Here is an 18402-nt window from a genome sequence, read left to right on the forward strand (position 1 = left end):
TGGCCACAGGTCACGAGTTTCGGACCCCGCCGCGTGATCGAACACCCGCTCCCGTCACACACAGGTCCCGTGGGTAATGTGACGCGTCACAACCGCGGCCCCGCCCCCGGAGAGGAGACACCATGGCCCTGTCCTCCGAGGCGAGGTCCCTCGCGGCGCGCTGCGAGCCCCGGGTCAACGAACTGGCCCGCAGGATGGCCCGTGAGTCGTTCGAGGAGCTGCCCGGCTACGCGGAGCTCCCCGACGACGTGAAGGACCTGGAGATAGCCGCGACGGCACGCCACGGTGTGCGCCTGTTCCTGCGTCACGTCTCCGATCAGCCCGGCAGCCATCGCCTCTTCCGCGAGCGGGCCGCACAGCGCGCGGAAGAGGGCATGCCGCTGCATCTGCTGCTGCGGACGCACGCTCTGGGCGTCTACGTCCTGTGGCAGGCGCTGCGCGAGGTGGCACGCCCCGGTGAGGAAGCGGCCCTGGTCGAGCTCGTGGACGTGCTGCTGCAGTCGCACCCCACGATCGTCGGAGCCGTGGCCGAGACCTACCTGGACGAGCGTTCCGCCCTGGAGGCCGAGCAGCGCGCCCAGCGCAAGTCCCTGGTCCGCGGTCTGCTCGACGGCATGGTGCCGCCCGGCCATGTGCTGCTCGACCAGCTGCGCCTCGCGGGACCCGTGCTCGTCCTCGCGGTCGGCTTCGACGGGGCGCCGGCCGAGGGCCCCGTAGCGGTACGGCGGCGGCTGCGGCGCGTGCAGACCACCCTGGACCACGCCTTCGATGTGGAGGTGCTCGCGCTCCTGGAGGCCGACGGCGGCCGGGTCATCGTGCCGCGGGAATGCAGGCCCCCCGAAGACCTGCCGCGCCGCCTGGGCAAGGCCTGCGACCTTCCCGTACGCGTGGCCGCCGTAAATGCCGCCGGACCCGAGGCCGTGACGGACGCGGCGCGGACCGCGACCGAGATACTGCGCATCACGCGCGCGTGCGGTCTGCCGCCGGCACTGCACCGCATGGAGGACGTGCTCCTCGAGTACCACCTCTCCCGCCGCAACGAGAGCAGCCACCTCATCTCCGCGCTGCTCGACCCGGTCGCCGACCGCCCCGAGCTCCTGGAGACGTTGCGCACCCACCTGGGTCATCAGCAGGAGCGCAGGGCGACCGCCGCCGCCCTCGGCCTGCACCCCAACACCGTCGACAACCGTCTCGCGAAGATCGGCGAACGCACCGGCATCGACCTGTCTACGCCCCGCGGCACGGCACTCGCCATCGCGGCGCTGCTCCTGCGGGAGTCCGAGGAGGCCCCGTCAGCCGATGGACCGCCCGTACGCCCGTAGCGTGCGCAGCGCCTCGATGGTGACGATCGGGCGCGCTTCGAGGGCGCTGCCGGGCGCCCACTGCCGCCAGCGGATCGGCCAGCCGCCGTCCTCCTGCTGCTCCCGTTCCAGGTGGTCCAGGGAGAGCGCCATCTCCTCGTCGGTGAACCACGCGCGCGCGAGCGACTCGGGGTCCTTCGCGTAGTCGTGCGCGAAGTGGTGCTCACCCGGGGCGTAGCCCGGAGCCACGGGGTACGCGTCGAGCCGCTCGGGGTCGAGCGTCACGAGACCCTGCTCCCGGGCGATCCTGCCGAGCCGGTCGGCTGCCGCCTGCGCGCGCGGGCGGTCGGGTGCCCCGTCGAGAAAGGCGACGGCCGCCTCGATCTCGTACGGATGGGACTTCTCCAGGGACTCCACCGCGGCCCAGCAGAAGTCGGTGGCCCTGAACAGCCAGGCGTGCCACACCTCGTTGCGGTGCAACAGGCCCACTACGGGGCCGGTGGCGAGGAGTTCGCTCGGCGGGTCGTCCACCACGGGCACGAACGGCGCCGAGGGGTAACCGCGTTGGCTGGGATGGATCGCCGGGAGGGCGCCGTCGGTCGTCGACACGGATGTCAGATAGCGGCACACGCGCTCCACCCGCTGCCCGCCGCAGCGTCCGATGGAGTCCAGGACGCGCAGCGCGTGTCCGGCGTGCAGGGGCTGGCTGACGGGGCCGCGCAGATCCGGTTCGAGCGCGCACCCGAACCCGCCGTCCTCGGTGTCGTACGCGGCCAGGGCGGTCTCGACGGCGTCGGCCGACGGAGCGGCTCCGGTGCCGCCCGAGCCGCCCAGGAAGTGGTACGCGAACCGCCGCTGCTCAAGGATGCGCGCGGTGAGCCAGACGAAGTGCTCGGCGCGTGCGACCGGCGAGTGCGCGGCGTGCGGGGATGCTCCGGTTTCGGCCATGCACAGACCGTAGGCCGGAAAGCGCCTTCGGTAGGCCCTCCGCGTCCGGCTGCACTCTCAAGGGAGCGATACTGGGGGCATGCGGTTGACGGTTTTCTGGGAGCGGATGGCGGACCACTTCGGACAGGGGTACGCCGACTCGTTCGCTCGTGACCATGTGATGGCCGAGCTCGGCGGGCGCACGGTGCATCAGGCTCTGGACGCGGGCTGGGAAGCCAAGGACGTCTGGCGCGCGGTGTGCGCGGCGATGGACGTACCGGCCGAAAGGCGCTGACGGCCGGACACTTCACCGTCCGGTGCGACCCGTCCGGAGCGTCGTCGAGCGCGAAGACGCGGGGGTGGCAACCGAATGTCGGTGGCGTGGGCGAGACTGGCCCCGTGGCATCGACAGACGAGACCGCGCAGGTCACTCAGGACGTAGCTCCGCTCGGCACGACGCCGCCCGCCCAGCCCCCGAACGGGGCGGAGACCGGGCGGGCCGCCAGCATGCCGCGCTGGCTGCCGCGCGCCATGGTGCTGGCCCTCGCGCTCATCGCCTGTTTCCAGCTGGGCAGTTGGGCCTTCCATCAGCTGACCGGGCTGCTGATCAACATCCTGATCGCGTTCTTCCTGGCGCTCGCGGTCGAGCCGGCAGTGAGCTGGATGGCCGCGCGCGGGCTGCGCAGGGGCTTCGCCACCTTCCTGGTCTTCCTCGGTGTCCTGATCGTGGGCGCGGGCTTCATCACGCTCATGGGGTCGATGCTCGCGGGCCAGATCGTGGACATGGTCGAGGACTTCCCCGAGTACCTCGACGATGTCATCAGCTGGATCAACCGGACGTTCCACACGGAGCTGTCCCGGGTCGAGATCCAGGACAGCCTGGTCCACTCGGACTGGCTGCAGAAGTACGTGCAGAACAGCGCGAGCGGCGTCCTGGACGTGTCGGCGCAGGTCCTCGGAGGCCTGTTCCAGCTCCTGACGGTCCTGCTGTTCTCGTTCTACTTCGCGGCCGACGGCCCGCGGCTGCGGCGTGCGCTCTGCTCGGTGCTGCCGCCCGCCCGTCAGGCCGAAGTGCTCCGCGCCTGGGAGATCGCGGTCGACAAGACCGGCGGCTACATCTACTCGCGCGGTCTGATGGCGCTGATCTCCGGAGTCGCGCACTACGTCCTGCTGCAGGTCCTCAGCGTGCCGTACGCGCCCGTGCTCGCGGTGTGGGTCGGCCTGGTCTCCCAGTTCATCCCCACCATCGGCACGTATCTGGCGGGCGCCCTGCCGATGCTGATCGCCTTCACGGTCAATCCCTGGTACGCGCTGTGGGTGCTGATCTTCGTCGTGGTCTACCAGCAGTTCGAGAACTACGTCCTGCAGCCCAAGCTCACCGCCAAGAGCGTGGACATCCACCCGGCGGTCGCCTTCGGGTCGGTCATCGCGGGCACGGCGCTCCTCGGAGCGGTCGGCGCCCTGATCTCCATCCCGGCGATCGCGACCCTGCAGGCCTTCCTGGGGGCCTACGTGAAGCGGTACGACGTCACGGACGACCCCCGCGTCCACGGGCACCGCCGCAAGGGCGGGGTGTCCCTTCTGACGCGCGTGAGACGTGCCATGCGCGGGCCGAACCACCCCGGGGCGGCTTCGGAGGCCGAGGTCGCGTCGGAGGAGGCGTCGGGCGGGACCGGCTCCGCGTCGGGCTCGGACGAGCGCCGGTAGGCCTCTTCCGGGCCCGCTCCGAAGTCTCGGTGTGAGTCGCGTGGTGCGCTTGACACCAAAATCGAACATCCATTCTTATGGGTTGCCTGGCGGCGTTTTCCCGGGGCTTTCGCGGGGGGATCCCTGGGGCTCCGACGGATTTCGGCGGGGCGATCGCCTCGAGTTATCCACAGGCCGGACGGGCGTCGGGGCGGATTGTCAGTGGCAGGCGCTAGCGTCATTGACGTGAAGCGATCGACACAAGCAAATCGGGTGGAACCCATGGCAGGAACCGACCGCGAGAAGGCGCTCGAAGCCGCGCTCGCACAGATTGAACGGCAATTCGGCAAGGGCGCAGTGATGCGCATGGGCGAGCGGCCGAACGACCCCATCGAGGTCATCCCCACCGGATCGACCGCGCTCGACGTCGCGCTCGGCGTCGGCGGCATCCCGCGCGGCCGTGTGGTGGAGGTGTACGGACCGGAATCCTCCGGTAAGACGACGCTGACGCTGCACGCCGTGGCGAACGCACAGCGCGCGGGCGGCGCCGTCGCCTTCGTGGACGCCGAGCACGCACTCGACCCCGAGTACGCGAAGAAGCTGGGCGTCGACATCGACAACCTGATCCTGTCCCAGCCGGACAACGGCGAGCAGGCTCTGGAGATCGTCGACATGCTGGTCCGCTCCGGCGCGCTCGACCTGATCGTCATCGACTCCGTCGCGGCCCTGGTGCCGCGTGCGGAGATCGAGGGTGAGATGGGCGACTCGCACGTGGGTCTGCAGGCCCGCCTGATGAGCCAGGCGCTCCGGAAGATCACCAGCGCGCTCAACCAGTCCAAGACCACCGCGATCTTCATCAACCAGCTCCGCGAGAAGATCGGCGTGATGTTCGGCTCGCCGGAGACCACGACCGGTGGCCGCGCGCTGAAGTTCTACGCCTCGGTGCGGCTCGACATCCGCCGGATCGAGACCCTGAAGGACGGCACGGACGCGGTCGGCAACCGCACTCGCGTCAAGGTCGTCAAGAACAAGGTCGCGCCCCCCTTCAAGCAGGCCGAGTTCGACATCCTCTACGGCCAGGGCATCAGCCGCGAGGGCGGCCTGATCGACATGGGCGTGGAGAACGGCTTCGTCCGCAAGGCGGGCGCCTGGTACACGTACGAGGGCGACCAGCTCGGCCAGGGCAAGGAGAACGCCCGCAACTTCCTGAAGGACAACCCCGATCTCGCCAACGAGATCGAGAGGAAGATCAAGGAGAAGCTGGGCGTCGGCGTGAAGCCGCAGGCCGACGAGCCGACCGCGGAGCCGGGCAAGGACGCGGCGGGTGCGGCGGGTGCGGCGGCCGAGGACGCCGCCAAGACGGTGCCCGCGCCGGCTGCCAAGGCCACCAAGCCCAAGGCCGCCGCGGCCAAGAGCTGATCCATGACGCGGCGCACGGACTGGGCGGACCAGATCACTCCCGAGCACCACACCGATCCCGCGGGCAGAGGCCCCGCGGACGGTGTGGATCAGGGTGGCACCGGCCAGGAGGGTGACGACACCGGCTTCCGCGGGGGCGGTGGCCGGCGAGGTCGCCGACGGCGTGGCGGTTTCGGCGAAGGCCGAGGCGGCGGTTCACAGGACAGCGGCCCCCCTTCCTCGTCGAGGGCCGAGAAGGGGGAGCCGCCGGCAGCGGACCCGGGTGAGAAGGCGCGGGCGATCTGTCTGCGGCTGCTCACCGGGACTCCGCGCACGCGTAAACAGCTGGCGGACGCGCTGCGCAAGCGAGACATCCCGGAAGACGTGGCGGAGGAAGTGCTGACCCGCTTCGAAGAGGTCGGCCTGATCAACGACGGTGCCTTCGCGGGCGCGTGGGTGGAGTCCCGGCACCACGGCCGGGGTCTGGCCCGCCGGGCGCTCGCCCAGGAGCTGCGTACGAAGGGCGTGGACGCCACGCTGATCGAGGAGGCCGTCGGACAGCTCGACTCGGAGCAGGAGGAGGCGACCGCGCGCGAGCTCGTCGCCCGCAAGCTCCGTGCCACGCGGGGCCTGGACCGCGACAAACGGCTGCGCCGCCTCGCGGGCATGCTCGCCCGCAAGGGCTACTCGGAAGGCCTGGCGCTCCGGATCGTCCGGCAGGCCATCGAGGAAGAGGGCGAGGACGCGGGGGACTTGGGGTACGACGGGGACTGAGCCGACCAGGGCCCTCGCGGGGGTGGGGCCCAGGTCAGGGCCGGGCAGCGCGGCGCGAACCGCGGCCCGGCCCTTTCGCGTGTCCCGGCACGGTGGCGAAGGCCCGGCAGTGAGCGAGCCTGATCAACCCGAGGCTGGAAGCCCGGCGGTGGCGGGAGGCCCGGCGGCGACAGGGAGCCCGGCGGTGACCGGGAGCCCGGCGGTGACAGGGAGGCCGGCGGCCTTCCACGCCTGGAACCCGCCGATGAGGTCGGTCGCGTGCCGCAGCCCCAACTGCCGCAAGGAGACGGCGGCGAGGCTCGACGCGTAACCCTCGTTGCAGATCACGACGACCCGCAGATCGTGGCTCACCGCCTCCGCGGCACGGTGGCTTCCCTGCGGGTCCAGACGCCACTCCAGTTCGTTGCGCTCGACCACGAGGGCTCCGGGGATCAGGCCGTCACGTTCGCGCAAGGCGGCGTACCGGATGTCGACCAGGAGGCCCCCCGCGGCCGCGATGTCACGCGCCTGCTCCGGAGTGACCCGATCGAGGTCGAGCCGCACACGCTCCAGCAACTCGTCGATACCGACGGGAGGTTCGCCCTTCGGGTGCGCCTCCGTGCTGCGTACGCCTTCGGGATGCTCACTCACTGCCAGTCCTCCGGGCTCTCCACGGACTCCAGGCGCAGGACCGGGCCCGTACGGCTGTAGCGGCGGATGCGCGGCAGCGGGGGATAGTAGGCGTGCACGGAGATGGCGTGTTCGCTCGAGGACTCGTTCAGCACTTCATGCACGTGGTTCTGGCCGAAGGCCCTGCCCTTGCCGGCCGTCAACTCCCGCTCGCGGTCCACCCCTTCGGACAGCTCCAGGGTCTTCCAGCCGTCGGTGGGCAGCCGGGCGGCGAGCGCGTTCTCCTTGAGGGTGCCCGCAGCGGTGAGGAAGGCACCGACCGACTCCGCGTGGTCGTGCCAGCCGGTGCCGGTGCCCGGCGGCCAGCCGATCAGCCAGGCTTCGCTGCCGCCGGGCCCTTCGAGGCGCACCCAGGTGCGGCCCTCGGGGTCGAGCGGCAGTGAGGCGATGAGCTCGGGGTCGGCGGCGCTACGGCGTACGAACTCGAGGAGTTCGGCGGCGGTGGGCGCGTGCGCCGCCGTGGAGGCGCGCGCGGTGAAGACAGGGGCAGACACGGATACCGTCCTGGAGGTTCGCGGGAGCACGCGCCACGAAGAGGGCACGCGCAAGGGAGAAGAGGGCGAATTCAGCAGGACGGACGACACACGCAGCCCGCATAGCGGACGAGGTCCATATGGACCCTCCGCCACAGGCGCACATCGGTGTCGGTCACGTTTCGGAGTAGACCATGACGCTGCGTGCCGGTCAACTCCTTCTCACTGTGTGGTCGGACGCCCCACAGTGGCCGTGTTCTCCGCCTTTTCCGTGGTCTGCGCGCTGTCCGTACGCCGCTTCGGAGCCACCCCGCCGAGGGCCGCCTCGGCCGCCGTATACAACTCGGCGGGACGCACGCCGCCGAGCGCGGCGACCAAGTGACCGTCGGGACGGATCAGCAGCACCGAGTGCGCGGGGGCTCCTGGGTACCTCTCCGCGACGAGGAGTTCCGCCGGGTGCGGCAGGGCCGTGACGGCGGCGGCGAGCCGGGGCATGATCCCGGCCGTCACCCAGTGCCGCCGCTCCCACACCACCGTGCCGGGCGCGACGAGCACGACGAGCAGCTGACCCACGCCGAGCCGGTCGCGCAGTCGCACGAAGGACCCGTCGGGCGCCGTCACCGGCACATCGGCCACGGGCGCCCCCGGCTCCGTGCCCACGGCCACCTCCGACTCGGAGAGCGGAGGCGCCAGCGGGGAGTCCGCGTACGAGGCGGGCGCGCCGAGAGGTCCGCGTCCCACGTGACCGTCGGTGAGGAGGGCGTCGTGCCCGCGCGCGGACCCCGGCACGTAGGAGCGCAGGCCTTTGCCGCCCCGCAGTATCGGCAGCGACTGGTCGGCGGCGCGCAGCCGGGCGGCGACACCGGCCCGCCGCTCGGTCTGATAGCTGTCGAGCAGGGCGTCCCGCGCGCCGTGGTGCCAGGCGAGGGCCAGCTTCCAGGCGAGGTTGTCCGCGTCCCGCAGCCCTTCGTCGAGCCCTTGCGTGCCGAGTGCGCCGAGCAGATGCGCGGCGTCGCCCGCGAGGAAGGCACGGCCGACCCGCCATCGGCGGGCCAGCCGGTGGTGAACGGTGTGCACGCCCGTGTCGAGCAGTTCGTACGGTGGTGTGGAGCCGCCGCACCAGCCCGCGAGGGTCTCGCGGATGCGCACCACGAGCGCGTCGGGCGTCACGAGCTCGCCGCGGGGCGGCAGCAGCCAGTCGAGCCGCCACACCCCGCCGGCGAGCGGACGGCCCGTCACCTCGGCGCCTCCGTGGCGCCACGGAGGCATCCGATGCAACAACGCCTCACCGGGCCTCGGAAGTTCCGTGCGCAGGGCGGCCACGGCGTGTCGCTCGACGGCCGTACGCCCCGGGAAGCGGACGTCGAGGAGCTTGCGCACGGTCGAGCGCGGCCCGTCGCAGCCCACCAGATAACTGCCGCGCCACCAGGCGTCCTTGGGGCCACGCGTGTGGGCGGTCAGTCCGCCCGGGCCCTGCTCGAGGGAGTCGAGCTTGCTCTCCACCGCGACCTTGACGAGCCGTTCCTCGGCGATGGCCGCCCGCAGGGCGCCGGTCAGCGCATGCTGGGGGACGTGCAGCGGGGCGGGCACCTCATCACTGAACGTGAACTCCCGCATCAGCTGCTTGCGCCGCAGGGACCGCCAGCCGCCCCACCGCGCGCCCGACTCCTGGTCACCGAACGAGTGACCGGCGAGCCGCTCCATGAGGGCCGCGGTGTCATCCCGCAGGACGACGGTCCGCGCGGGCCGCTGCTCGTCCTTGCCGGGCCCTTCGTCGAGTACGACGGTGGGTACGGAGTGACGCGCGAGAGCCAGGGCGAGCGTGAGCCCCACGGGACCCGCGCCGACGACGATCACCGGGTCCACGGTGCGTACCCTCCCGCCGCGAGGGCCCGGGAGCGCTGGACGTACGTACAGGAACTGGCAGTTGGAGCCCGGTGCACGATCACAGAACGTATGCAACCCACCGCTGCTGGCTGCGTCAAGTTGCCGCCCCACTGCTGTGGCGCTTGGGCGAACGTGTGATGAGGCGACGACAGAGCACACGGGGAGCGTGCGGGATGTGACAAGGGCTGCCGTCCGGTATCGGACGGCAGCCCATGCATTTCGGCGCCCCGGCGCTGAGGACGCGACGGCTCGCGTCCGGACGTCCGACAGAATGACGTCAGCGGCGAGATGTCAGCCCGGAGATGTCACCTGGCCTTGTAGGTGGCGTGTGCCACGGTCGAGGGCGGCCAGAACATGTCATTGCCGCTCGGCCTCCCGAGCGTGGCGGTTCCGCTGTTCGACGCCCGGTAGGTCTTGCCCCGTTTGGCCTTCAGCGAGACCTTCTTCGTCTTGCAGGTCTTGGCGAACTTGCAAGCCTTCGCGGCGTCCGTCCAGCCGTCCCTGCCGCCATTGGCGGAGAGAGCAACCGTGGGGCGGAGAACGACGGCCTGCCTGCTGCAGGTCTGCTTCGCGTACGCGTAGACCTTGCCGCCGCTGCGCCAGACCTTCACGTAGTTCTTGCAGCCCTTGTACTTCTTGCCGTAGTCGGAATCTGCCGCGTGTGCGCCGGCTCCCGATGTGAAGATGCAGGCAAACGCAAGCGCGCTGTGACGCCTATACCTTTTACGGTCTTCTTCATTTCGCTTTCCCCTGGTCGTTGCTTGTCGGGTTCCGCGGTCTCTGGTGTTCCAGTCGGAACACGCACAAACCAGGGGGCAGCGGCGATAAGCCGCTGCCCCCTGGTCTTCTCTCCAGCCGCTGCTAGCCGGTCCCCCCGGTATTCTCACCGTAGTCCCCAGTGATCTTCTTGGGGCCGATCGTTTCCAGGTTTTCGAGTGCTTCAGGTCCCACCACGGCACCCGTACTCTTCTTGGACCGCCGCATACGGCGCTCGAGCCAGGAGGCCAGGCTCGTGAGTAGCAGGTTCAGCACGATGAAGACCACCGCGACCACGATGAAGCTGGGAATGACGCTCGCGTAGAAGGACGCAGCCGTCTTCCGGGCGTTGAGGAGTTCGGTGAAGCTGAGCATCGCGCCGCCGAGCGCGGTGTCCTTGACAATGACGACGAGTTGGCTGACCAGCGCCGGGAGCATGGCGGTCACGGACTGCGGAAGCAGCACGCTCGTCATCGTCTGGCCCTTGCGCAGACCGATCGCCTTGGCCGCCTCTGTCTGGCCCTTGGGCAGCGACAGGATGCCCGCTCGCACGATTTCGGCGAGCACCGAGGCGTTGTAGAGCACCAGACCCGTGACCACCGCGTACATCGGGCGCGCGTCGACGCTGATGTCGGTGGATGCCGAGTAGAACTGGTTGGCGAAGACCATCAGGATCAGGACCGGGATCGCCCGGAAGAACTCGACGACCGCAGCGGCAGGGACCCTGATCCACCGGTGGTCGGAGAGCCGTGCGATACCGAAGAGTGCTCCCAGCGGAAGGGCGATCACCATGGCGAGGCCCGCGGCCTTAAGGGTGTTCGCGAGGCCGGGCAGCAGATACGTCGTCCATGACTCGGAATCGGCGAGCCAGGGCTTCCACTTGGCCCATTCCAGCTGCCCCTTGTCGGACATGGCGGTCCAGGCCCACCAGAGTCCCAGGAGTATGAGAACCAGAAAGAGCAGAGAGAGAAGGACATTGCGCTTCTTTGCGCGGGGCCCGGGAGCGTCGTAGAGGACGGAGGTCATCGCTTCACCGCCAGGCGCTTGCCGAGCCACCCGAGTATGAGGCCCGTCGGCAGGGTCAGCACCACGAATCCGAATGCGAATATCGCGGTGATGAGGAACAACTGCGCCTCATTTTCGATCATTTCCTTCATCAGCAGAGCCGCCTCCGCCACACCGATGGCCGCTGCGACCGTGGTGTTCTTGGTCAGGGCGATCAGTACGTTGGTGAGGGGGCCGATCACGGAGCGGAAAGCCTGCGGCAGCACGATGAGACCGAGGACCTGACTGAAGCTCAGCCCGAGAGCGCGCGCGGCCTCCGCCTGGCCCACCGGCACGGTGTTGATGCCGGACCGGACCGCCTCGCACACGAACGCCGCCGTGTAGGCCCCGAGGCCGAGCACCGCGAGACGGAAGGTCATGGTGTCGACGTCGTCGCCCGCGCCCAGGGTGATGCCGAAGACGTCGGCGAGCCCGAGCGAGCTGAACACGATGATGACCGTCAGCGGAATGTTCCGCACGATGTTGACGTAAGCGGTACCGAACCAGCGCATGACCGGAACCGGGCTGACACGCATGGCGGCCAGCAGAGTGCCCCAGACCAAGGAACCGATGCCTGCGAAGACGGTGAGCTTCACCGTCATCCAGAAGGCCTCGAGCAAGTCGTAGTCTTCAAGAAAGTCGAACACGATCTCCCGCGCTCTCGCATGTGGTGATGGCGAGGTACGCCGCCGCGTCCGGGCGGCGGCGTACCGGCGTGTGCCCTGTCAGTGGACCGGCTTCAGGAGCCGCTCACACGGGGTCACTTGACGATGTCGCCGATCTTCGGGGCGGGCTCGTTCTTGTAGTTGGCCGGGCCGAAGTTCTTCTTGACGGCCTTGTCCCAGGACTTGTCCTTGACCATCTTCTCGAGGGCCTTGTTGATCTGGTCCTCGAGCTTGGAGTCGCCCTTCTTGATGCCGATGCCGTAGTTCTCGTTGGTGAGCTTCAGGCCGGCGAGCTTGTACTTGCCCTTGTACTGCTCCTGCGCCGCGTAGCCGGCGAGGATCGAGTCGTCCGTGGTCAGCGCGTCAACGGCGCCGCTGCCCAGTCCGTCGATGCACTCCGAGTAGGTGCCGTACTCGCGCAGCTGGGCCTTCGGTGCGATCTCCTTCTTGACGTTCTGCGCCGAGGTGGAGCCGGTGACCGAGCAGAGCTTCTTGCCGTTGAGGTCCGTGCCCTTGCTGATCTTGTCGTCGGAGCGGACCAGCAGGTCCTGGTGGGCAAGGAGGTACGGGCCCGCGAAGTCGACCTTCTCCTTGCGCTCGTCGTTGATCGAGTACGACGCCGCGATGAACTTCACGTCACCGCGCTGCAGAGCGGTCTCGCGGTCAGCGCTGGGAGTTTCCTTCCACTCGATGTCCCCGGCCTCGTAGCCGAGCTCCTTGGCGACGTAGGTCGCGACATCGACGTCGAAGCCGGTGTAACCGTCCGGCGTCTTCAGGCCGACACCCGGCTGGTCGAACTTGATGCCGATGGTGATCTTCTTGCCACCGGAACCCTTGTCGTCCTTGTCGTCCGAACCGCAGGCGGTGGCGGTGACAGAGAGCGCGAGTACGGCAGCGGCAGCCGCGGTGACCTTGCGAGCCTTCATGGTGAACATCCTTTGTGTCGGCAGAAGAGAGTTGAGACGCAGGAAAGCGTCATGCGTCAGTGGTGAAGGATCTTCGACAGGAAGTCCTTGGCCCGGTCGCTGCGCGGGTTGCTGAAGAACTGGTCCGGTACGGCCTCTTCGACGATCCGGCCGTCCGCCATGAAGACGACGCGGTTGGCCGCGGAGCGTGCGAAGCCCATCTCGTGGGTGACCACGACCATGGTCATGCCGTCACGCGCGAGCTGCTGCATGACCTCGAGGACCTCGTTGATCATCTCCGGGTCGAGCGCCGACGTGGGCTCGTCGAAGAGCATCACCTTGGGGTCCATGGCCAACGCGCGGGCGATCGCGACGCGTTGCTGCTGGCCTCCGGAGAGCTGCGCGGGGTATTTGTCGGCCTGCGAGGCGACACCTACGCGGTCCAGCAGACCGCGTGCCTTCGTCTCCGCTTCCGCCTTGGACGTCTTGCGCACCTTGATCTGGCCCAGCATCACGTTCTCGAGCACGGTCTTGTGCGCGAAAAGGTTGAAGGACTGGAAGACCATGCCCACGTCCGCACGCAGACGGGCGAGCTCCTTGCCCTCCTGGGGCAGCGGCTTGCCGTCGATCGAGATGTCTCCCGACTCGACCGTCTCCAGGCGGTTGATGGCGCGGCACAGTGTCGACTTGCCCGACCCGGAGGGGCCGATCACGACGACGACCTCACCGCGGGTGATGGTCAGGTCGATGTCCTGGAGGACGTGCAGAGCGCCGAAGTGCTTGTTGACGTTCTTCAGCACGACCAGGTCGTCCGCCCCGGGCGGTATGGCGTCCTTGGTCACCGATACTTCGGTCACGGCTTGTTGCTCCATCCTCCTCGGTTGGGAGGACAGTAATAACCCGGTGCGACCAGCGTCATTACATCTGAGGGGAAATTGAGCATAACGATCCGGCCGCAACCGGACACACCGTGTGAACGGGGACGCCCGGGTCCGTACCGGCTCCATAACGGAACGTGCCCGTGACCCGAACCCTCTTGACGCGGTCCTTACTCATCGGAGTGGATGCCTTGGTGCCTGTGCACGCGCGCGTACCGGCCATCGGCGAGCGCGAACCGAACGACCGATGAACCGGAGGGGGCCCGTATGAGACTGCTCCTCGTCGAGGACGACGATCATGTGGCCGCCGCCTTGTCCGCGGTCCTGGCCAGGCACGGCTTCGACGTCGTGCACGCCCGCAGCGGCGAGGAAGCGCTGCAGGCCCTGCTGCCCGGCGAAACGGCACCCTTCGGAGTCGTACTCCTGGATCTGGGGCTGCCCGACCAGGACGGCTACGAAGTGTGCGGAAAGATCCGCAAGCGCGGGTCGACGCCCGTGATCATGGTGACGGCGCGTGCCGACGTGCGCTCGCGGATCCATGGCCTGAATCTCGGGGCCGATGACTACGTAGTGAAGCCGTACGACACCGGGGAGCTCATCGCCCGCATCCACGCCGTCATCCGGCGGCCCCCGTCGGGCGCCGCGGCCGGGCCCGCCGACAGCGAGCTGCGCCTCGGTTCCGTACGCATCGAACTGCCCACCCGCCAGGTCAGCGTGAACGGTGCGACGGTCCAACTGACCCGCAAGGAGTTCGACCTGCTCGCGCTCCTCGCGCAGCGGCCCGGCGTGGTGTTCCGCCGGGAGCAGATCATCAGCGAGGTGTGGCGCACCAGCTGGGAGGGAACGGGGCGCACCCTTGAGGTGCATGTCGCTTCCCTGCGCTCCAAGTTGCACATGCCGGCCCTGATCGAGACCGTGCGGGGCGTGGGCTACCGGCTCGTCGCCCCGGCCGCGTAGGGAGTGGCGAGGTCAGGTGCGCTCTCGCCTCCTCCCGCTGCTCATCGTCCTCATGGCGGGTGTGCTGCTCGCGCTCGGCTTCCCGCTCGCGGTGAGCGTGGCGGCGGCGCAGCAGCAGAAGGTGGTCATCGACCGGATCGACGACACGGCGCGGTTCGCGGCACTCGCGCAGTTCGTCACGAAACGTCCTACAGGGTCGCGCCTGCGCGACAAGGACGAACGGGGCGAAACCCTCCAGACCGAACTCGACTACTACCACGAGGTCTACGGGATCAAGGCCGGCGTCTTCTTCCGGGACCGTGAGCCCATGGCTCACGCCCCAGGGGACTGGTTCCTGCCTCCCAGGGGCGCCGAGGTGCGGGAGGCCTTCGAGGAGGCCCTCAGGTCCCGTGGAAGCCACGATCCGCGCCAGGTGTGGCCCTGGCAGCGAGGCAGGCTCGTCGTCGCTTCCCCGGTGATCAGGGACGGGGACGTCATCGCCGTCGTCGTCACCGACTCGCCCACGGGACGCATGCGTTCGAAGACACTGCAGGGGTGGCTGCTCATCGGCGCCGGCGAGTCGGCTGCGATGCTCCTCGCCGTCGGTGCCGCGCTGCGCCTCACGGGCTGGGTGCTGCGCCCGGTACGTGTCCTCGACGCCACCACGCACGACATCGCGACCGGACGTCTGAAGTCGCGGGTCGCGGCCGCGGGCGGGCCGCCGGAACTGAGGCGCCTGGCCCGGTCGTTCAACGAGATGGCCGACAACGTCGAGGACGTACTGGAGCAGCAGCGGGCCTTCGTCGCCGACGCCTCGCACCAACTGCGCAACCCGCTCTCCGCCCTGCTGCTCCGCATCGAGCTGCTCGCCCTCGAACTGCCGGAGGGGAACGAGGAGATCGCCTCCGTGCGCACCGAGGGCAAACGCCTCGCCCAAGTGCTCGACGACCTCCTGGGCCTCGCCCTGGCCGAGCACGCCGCGGCCGATCTGCGGCTCACCGACATCGGTGAGCTCGCGGCCGAACGCGTCGGCGCCTGGCGCCCGCTCGCCGACGAACGCGGGGTGCGACTGACGGGGGTCTGCCCGGCGACCACCGGCTGGGCCGACCCGGTCACCCTGTCCAGCGCCCTGGACGCGGTGATCGACAACGCCCTCAAGTTCACGCCCGAGGGCGAGGAGGTGCGGGTGGAGGTCTCCTGGAGCGGTGCACAGACGACCGTAGTGATCACGGACGGCGGCCCCGGCCTCACGGAGGACGAACTCGCCCGCATCGGCGACCGCTTCTGGCGCAGCAACCGCCACCAGAACGTGAAGGGATCGGGCCTCGGCCTGTCGATCTCACGCGCCCTGCTCACCGCCGGCGGCGGCTCCCTCGCATACGAGCAGCACGAGCCGCACGGGCTGCGGGTGACCGTGGGCGTCCCGCGCGACGAGCCGGGGCACACGTCCTGACGGCTGCTTGCCCGAGGGCTACGGCTTGACCGACTGGTAGTAGCGGCGCGCGCCCTTGTGCAGCGCGAGAGGGTCCGTGTAGAGCGCCGTCCGCAGGTCCACCAGCTGCGCCGCGTGCACCTGGTCACCGATGTGGTCGCGGCTGTCGATCACCGTTCGGGTCAGCCCCTCGGTCAGCTTCGGGTCCGCCCGGTCCGTGGTGACCAGGAGGTTCGCCACGGCCAGGGTCGGCACGGCGTCGTTCTGCTGGGCGGCGGGATAGGCGTCGGCGGGCATCACCGCCGCCCGGTAGTAGCGGGATGCCCCGCCCTGTTCGTGAAGCGCCTCTACGAGGGTGCCGAGCGGGACGAGGCGGATGTCGAACTCCTTGGAGAGCTCCGCCACGGTGAGGGTCGGCAGACCGCCCGACCAGAAGAAGGCGTCGATCTCACCCTTCTTGAGGAGCTCGGGCGCCTTGTCGATGCCGGCGTCCACCGCCGTGAGGTCCTTGTCGGGATCGAGGCCGGCGGCCTTCAGCACCCGTTCCGCTATCAGCCGCACGCCCGAGCGAGGCTGGCCCACGGCCACCTTCCCGCCCCGCAGGTCCTGCGCCCTGCCGATGTCCGACGTGCGCCTGACGACGAGCTGGACGTAGTCGTCGTACAGCCGCGCACAGCCCCGCAGCCGGTCCGCGCCCGCATGGCCTTCCAGGCGGTACTTCTCGACGGCGTCGGCGGCCGCGATGGTGAAATCGGCCTTCCCCGTAGCGACCCGCTCGACGTTCTGCTGCGACCCTTCGCTGTTGAGCAGCTCCACGTCCACCTTGGGCATGTCATGGGAGACAGCGGTCCGCAGGAGCTTGCCGTACCGCTCGTACACCGCGTTCTTCACGCCCGTACTGAACGTCATCCGGCCCTCCGGAGAGTCGTTGCCACCGGGGACGAGCCACCACATCAGGAGCCCGAAGACCACGAGAGCGGCCGCCGCACCCTGGAGCGCGCGCCGCCTGCCGATGTGGGGGAGTGCCGTGAGCATGCGCGCGATCCTGCCAGCCACTCAGCGTGATGGCCAGGGCCGAGCTCCCGGCGGGGACACTCCGTGGACCGCCTACCCTTGTCACATGAGCAGCGGCGACCGGGGACAGGCAGTGGGCGTTAAAGGAACGTACGAGGTACGCACTTACGGGTGCCAGATGAACGTCCACGATTCGGAGCGCCTCTCCGGTCTCCTCGAGGGCGCCGGCTACGAACGCGCGCCCGAGGGCTCGGACGGCGACGCCGATGTGGTCGTGTTCAACACGTGCGCCGTCAGGGAGAACGCCGACAACCGTCTGTACGGGAACCTCGGCCGCCTGGCGCCGATGAAGACCAAGCGGCCCGGCATGCAGATCGCCGTCGGCGGCTGTCTGGCCCAGAAGGACCGCGACACCATCGTCAAGAAGGCCCCCTGGGTCGACGTCGTCTTCGGCACCCACAACATCGGCAAGCTCCCGGTCCTCCTGGAGCGCGCCCGCGTCCAGGAAGAGGCGCAGGTCGAGATCGCCGAGTCCCTGGAGGCGTTCCCCTCGACGCTGCCTACGCGCCGCGAGAGCGCGTACGCGGCCTGGGTCTCCATCTCCGTGGGCTGCAACAACACCTGCACGTTCTGCATCGTGCCCGCCCTGCGCGGCAAGGAGAAGGACCGCAGGACCGGCGACATCCTCGCCGAGATCGAGGCGCTCGTCGCCGAGGGTGTCTCCGAGATCACCCTGCTCGGCCAGAACGTGAACGCGTACGGCTCGGACATCGGTGACCGCGAGGCCTTCAGCAAGCTCCTGCGCGCCTGCGGGAAGATCGAGGGCCTGGAGCGCGTGCGCTTCACGTCCCCGCACCCGCGCGACTTCACGGACGACGTGATCGCCGCCATGGCCGAGACCCCGAACGTGATGCCGCAGCTGCACATGCCGCTCCAGTCGGGCTCGGACCCGATCCTCAAGGCGATGCGCCGCTCGTACCGCCAGGACCGCTTCCTCGGCATCATCGAGAAGGTCCGCGCCGCCATGCCCGAGGCCGCGATCACCACCGACATCATCGTCGGCTTCCCCGGGGAGACCGAGGAGGATTTCGAGCAGACGATGCACGTGGTCCGCGAGGCCCGTTTCGCCAACGCGTTCACCTTCCAGTACTCCAAGCGCCCCGGTACGCCCGCGGCGACCATGGAGGGGCAGATCCCCAAGGAGGTCGTGCAGGAGCGCTACATGCGTCTGTCCACCCTCCAGGAGGAGATCGCCTGGGACGAGAACAAGAAGCAGGTGGGCAGGACCCTCGACCTGATGGTGGCCGAGGGTGAGGGCCGCAAGGACGGCGCCACGCACCGCCTCTCCGGACGCGCCCCCGACAACCGCCTGGTCCACTTCACCAAGCCGGACACCGAGGTCCGCCCCGGTGACGTCGTGACGGTGGAGATCACGTACGCGGCGCCGCACCACCTCCTCGCCGAGGGCGCCGTCCTGAACGTGCGCCCCACGCGCGCGGGCGACGCCTGGGAGAAGCGCAACACGGAGGCGGCGGCCAAGCCCGCCGGCGTCATGCTCGGCCTTCCGCAGGTGGGCGCCCCTGAGCCGCTTCCCGTGGCCACCGGAGGCGGGTGCGCGCTCGACTGACCGAGCGCGCTCTCGCGGGCGTTACGCTGC

General features: G+C 69.4%; 19 protein-coding genes. 8 read left to right on the forward strand and 11 right to left on the reverse strand.

All coding sequences use genetic code 11. The features are described 5' to 3' along the window. Positions 1–122 precede the first annotated feature (122 nt). Positions 123–1322, forward strand: a complete 1200-nt coding sequence (locus ABXJ52_RS27480) for a helix-turn-helix domain-containing protein (RefSeq protein ID WP_367045342.1) — start codon at positions 123–125, stop codon at positions 1320–1322. Here ABXJ52_RS27480 and ABXJ52_RS27485 read toward each other — a convergent pair. Further along, complete coding sequence (locus ABXJ52_RS27485; RefSeq protein WP_367045343.1) at positions 1293–2249, reverse strand: hypothetical protein; 957 nt, start codon at positions 2247–2249, stop codon at positions 1293–1295. The two genes, ABXJ52_RS27480 and ABXJ52_RS27485, sit on opposite strands and share 30 nt — an antisense overlap. A gap of 79 nt (positions 2250–2328) precedes the next feature. Here ABXJ52_RS27485 and ABXJ52_RS27490 point away from each other — a divergent pair, with 79 nt between their 5' ends. The 4 genes from ABXJ52_RS27490 to recX all read left to right on the forward strand — a co-directional run bounded on the left by ABXJ52_RS27490 (position 2329) and on the right by recX (position 6086). Then, the gene (locus ABXJ52_RS27490) at positions 2329–2523 is read left to right on the forward strand and encodes a DUF3046 domain-containing protein (RefSeq protein ID WP_367045344.1); all 195 of its coding nucleotides are present in this window, start codon (positions 2329–2331) and stop codon (positions 2521–2523) included. A gap of 104 nt (positions 2524–2627) precedes the next feature. Beyond that, positions 2628–3935, forward strand: coding sequence for an AI-2E family transporter (locus ABXJ52_RS27495; protein ID WP_367045345.1), 1308 nt, complete (start codon positions 2628–2630; stop codon positions 3933–3935). A gap of 261 nt (positions 3936–4196) precedes the next feature. Next, entirely contained in the window at positions 4197–5333 is a 1137-nt protein-coding gene (gene recA / locus ABXJ52_RS27500) for a recombinase RecA (RefSeq protein ID WP_367045347.1), read from the forward strand. 3 nt (positions 5334–5336) lie between these two features. Next, positions 5337–6086 (forward strand): recombination regulator RecX, encoded by a 750-nt coding sequence (gene recX, locus ABXJ52_RS27505; RefSeq protein ID WP_367045348.1) that lies wholly within the window; start codon positions 5337–5339, stop codon positions 6084–6086. 123 nt (positions 6087–6209) lie between these two features. On the opposite strand, the gene ABXJ52_RS27510 is transcribed toward recX, so the two are convergent. The 9 genes from ABXJ52_RS27510 to ABXJ52_RS27550 all read right to left on the reverse strand — a co-directional run bounded on the left by ABXJ52_RS27510 (position 6210) and on the right by ABXJ52_RS27550 (position 13342). Beyond that, positions 6210–6716, reverse strand: a complete 507-nt coding sequence (locus ABXJ52_RS27510; protein ID WP_367045350.1) for a rhodanese-like domain-containing protein — start codon at positions 6714–6716, stop codon at positions 6210–6212. Beyond that, positions 6713–7249: a cysteine dioxygenase gene (locus ABXJ52_RS27515; protein ID WP_367045352.1), complete on the reverse strand. Its 537-nt coding sequence runs from the start codon at positions 7247–7249 to the stop codon at positions 6713–6715. The genes ABXJ52_RS27510 and ABXJ52_RS27515 overlap by 4 nt, the downstream gene beginning before the upstream one ends. Before the next feature lie 71 nt (positions 7250–7320). Beyond that, positions 7321–7407, reverse strand: a complete 87-nt coding sequence (locus ABXJ52_RS27520; protein WP_311605579.1) for a putative leader peptide — start codon at positions 7405–7407, stop codon at positions 7321–7323. A gap of 43 nt (positions 7408–7450) precedes the next feature. After that, positions 7451–9094: an FAD-dependent monooxygenase gene (locus tag ABXJ52_RS27525; RefSeq protein ID WP_367045353.1), complete on the reverse strand. Its 1644-nt coding sequence runs from the start codon at positions 9092–9094 to the stop codon at positions 7451–7453. A gap of 326 nt (positions 9095–9420) precedes the next feature. Next, the gene (locus tag ABXJ52_RS27530; protein ID WP_367045355.1) at positions 9421–9726 is read right to left on the reverse strand and encodes a hypothetical protein; all 306 of its coding nucleotides are present in this window, start codon (positions 9724–9726) and stop codon (positions 9421–9423) included. Positions 9727–9976: 250 nt separating this feature from the next. After that, on the reverse strand, positions 9977–10897 hold the full coding sequence (locus ABXJ52_RS27535; protein ID WP_367045357.1) for an amino acid ABC transporter permease: 921 nt from the start codon (positions 10895–10897) through the stop codon (positions 9977–9979). After that, positions 10894–11562, reverse strand: coding sequence for an amino acid ABC transporter permease (locus tag ABXJ52_RS27540; RefSeq protein ID WP_367045359.1), 669 nt, complete (start codon positions 11560–11562; stop codon positions 10894–10896). The genes ABXJ52_RS27535 and ABXJ52_RS27540 overlap by 4 nt, the downstream gene beginning before the upstream one ends. Positions 11563–11675: 113 nt before the next feature. Beyond that, positions 11676–12506 (reverse strand): glutamate ABC transporter substrate-binding protein, encoded by an 831-nt coding sequence (locus tag ABXJ52_RS27545; RefSeq protein WP_367045361.1) that lies wholly within the window; start codon positions 12504–12506, stop codon positions 11676–11678. A gap of 56 nt (positions 12507–12562) precedes the next feature. Then, entirely contained in the window at positions 12563–13342 is a 780-nt protein-coding gene (locus ABXJ52_RS27550; RefSeq protein ID WP_160507590.1) for an amino acid ABC transporter ATP-binding protein, read from the reverse strand. A 288-nt stretch (positions 13343–13630) separates the two neighbouring features. Here ABXJ52_RS27550 and ABXJ52_RS27555 point away from each other — a divergent pair, with 288 nt between their 5' ends. Together ABXJ52_RS27555 and ABXJ52_RS27560 are read left to right on the forward strand one after the other, a co-directional pair. Continuing rightward, positions 13631–14320 (forward strand): response regulator transcription factor, encoded by a 690-nt coding sequence (locus tag ABXJ52_RS27555; RefSeq protein ID WP_367045363.1) that lies wholly within the window; start codon positions 13631–13633, stop codon positions 14318–14320. Positions 14321–14336: 16 nt separating this feature from the next. Beyond that, complete coding sequence (locus tag ABXJ52_RS27560; RefSeq protein ID WP_367045364.1) at positions 14337–15752, forward strand: HAMP domain-containing sensor histidine kinase; 1416 nt, start codon at positions 14337–14339, stop codon at positions 15750–15752. A gap of 18 nt (positions 15753–15770) precedes the next feature. Here ABXJ52_RS27560 and ABXJ52_RS27565 read toward each other — a convergent pair whose 3' ends face one another. Next, a complete protein-coding gene (locus tag ABXJ52_RS27565) occupies positions 15771–16766 on the reverse strand; it encodes a TAXI family TRAP transporter solute-binding subunit (RefSeq protein WP_367045365.1) in 996 nt (331 codons plus the stop codon). Positions 16767–16851: 85 nt separating this feature from the next. Here ABXJ52_RS27565 and miaB point away from each other — a divergent pair, with 85 nt between their 5' ends. Further along, on the forward strand, positions 16852–18372 hold the full coding sequence (miaB, locus tag ABXJ52_RS27570; RefSeq protein ID WP_367045367.1) for a tRNA (N6-isopentenyl adenosine(37)-C2)-methylthiotransferase MiaB: 1521 nt from the start codon (positions 16852–16854) through the stop codon (positions 18370–18372). The last annotated feature ends 30 nt before the right edge of the window (positions 18373–18402 follow it).

The sequence above is a fragment of the Streptomyces sp. Je 1-332 genome (assembly GCF_040730185.1).
In the GTDB taxonomy this organism is placed as follows: Bacteria; Actinomycetota; Actinomycetes; order Streptomycetales; family Streptomycetaceae; genus Streptomyces.

Bases quoted from the DNA above. Each gene is read 5' to 3' on its own strand.
- ABXJ52_RS27480 (WP_367045342.1), top strand. From the start codon at position 123: ATGGCCCTGTCCTCCGAGGCGAGGTCCCTCGCGGCGCGCTGCGAGCCC.
- ABXJ52_RS27485 (WP_367045343.1), bottom strand. From the start codon at position 2,249: ATGGCCGAAACCGGAGCATCCCCGCACGCCGCGCACTCGCCGGTCGCA.
- ABXJ52_RS27490 (WP_367045344.1), top strand. From the start codon at position 2,329: ATGCGGTTGACGGTTTTCTGGGAGCGGATGGCGGACCACTTCGGACAG.
- recA (WP_367045347.1), top strand. From the start codon at position 4,197: ATGGCAGGAACCGACCGCGAGAAGGCGCTCGAAGCCGCGCTCGCACAG.
- recX (WP_367045348.1), top strand. From the start codon at position 5,337: ATGACGCGGCGCACGGACTGGGCGGACCAGATCACTCCCGAGCACCAC.
- ABXJ52_RS27535 (WP_367045357.1), bottom strand. From the start codon at position 10,897: ATGACCTCCGTCCTCTACGACGCTCCCGGGCCCCGCGCAAAGAAGCGC.
- ABXJ52_RS27545 (WP_367045361.1), bottom strand. From the start codon at position 12,506: ATGAAGGCTCGCAAGGTCACCGCGGCTGCCGCTGCCGTACTCGCGCTC.
- ABXJ52_RS27555 (WP_367045363.1), top strand. From the start codon at position 13,631: ATGAGACTGCTCCTCGTCGAGGACGACGATCATGTGGCCGCCGCCTTG.
- ABXJ52_RS27565 (WP_367045365.1), bottom strand. From the start codon at position 16,766: ATGCTCACGGCACTCCCCCACATCGGCAGGCGGCGCGCGCTCCAGGGT.
- miaB (WP_367045367.1), top strand. From the start codon at position 16,852: ATGAGCAGCGGCGACCGGGGACAGGCAGTGGGCGTTAAAGGAACGTAC.